The organism is Brevibacterium sp. 50QC2O2, assembly GCF_024580675.1.
Taxonomy (GTDB): domain Bacteria; phylum Actinomycetota; class Actinomycetes; order Actinomycetales; family Brevibacteriaceae; genus Brevibacterium; species Brevibacterium moorei.
The window spans coordinates 1-991 of sequence record NZ_JANIJZ010000052.1; the positions used below are offsets into that span (position 1 = coordinate 1).

The following is a 991-nucleotide window of genomic DNA, read 5'->3' on the forward strand; positions in this document are numbered from 1 at the left end:
ATGTCAAGCCTTGGTAAGGTTCTTCGCGTTGCATCGAATTAATCCGCATGCTCCGCCGCTTGTGCGGGCCCCCGTCAATTCCTTTGAGTTTTAGCCTTGCGGCCGTACTCCCCAGGCGGGGCACTTAATGCGTTAGCTACGGCACAGAACCCGTGGAATGGGTCCCACACCTAGTGCCCAACGTTTACGGCATGGACTACCAGGGTATCTAATCCTGTTCGCTCCCCATGCTTTCGCTCCTCAGCGTCAGTAACAGCCCAGAGTCCCGCCTTCGCCACCGGTGTTCCTCCTGATATCTGCGCATTTCACCGCTACACCAGGAATTCCAGACTCCCCTACTGCACTCCAGTCGGCCCGTACCCACTGCACGCGCACCGTTAAGCGATGCGTTTCCACAGCAGACGCGACCAACCGCCTACGAGCTCTTTACGCCCAATAATTCCGGACAACGCTAGTACCCTACGTATTACCGCGGCTGCTGGCACGTAGTTAGCCGGTACTTCTTCTGCAGGTACCCTCCACCCCCATCAAGGAGGCCTTGTTCCCTACTGAAAGAGGTTTACAACCCGAAGGCCGTCATCCCCCACGCGGCGTCGCTGCATCAGGCTTGCGCCCATTGTGCAATATTCCCCACTGCTGCCTCCCGTAGGAGTCTGGGCCGTGTCTCAGTCCCAGTGTGGCCGGTCGCCCTCTCAGGCCGGCTACCCGTAAACGCCTTGGTAGGCCATTACCCCACCAACAAGCTGATAGGCCGCGAGCCCATCCCCAACCGACAAAACTTTCCACCCCCACCCATGCGGGCAGGAGTCGTATCCGGTATTAGACCCAGTTTCCCGGGCTTATCCCGAAGTCAGGGGCAGGTTACTCACGTGTTACTCACCCGTTCGCCACTAATCCATGACACAAGTGCCACTTCATCGTTCGACTTGCATGTGTTAAGCACGCCGCCAGCGTTCGTCCTGAGCCAGGATCAAACTCTCCACAAAAAAAT

1 rRNA gene is annotated in these 991 nt (G+C 57.6%); it reads right to left on the minus strand.

Annotated features, from left to right (window positions below):
• Window positions 1-986 (minus strand): 16S ribosomal RNA (locus tag NQ038_RS15160); the annotation flags it as partial.
• Window positions 987-991 lie beyond the last annotated feature (5 nt).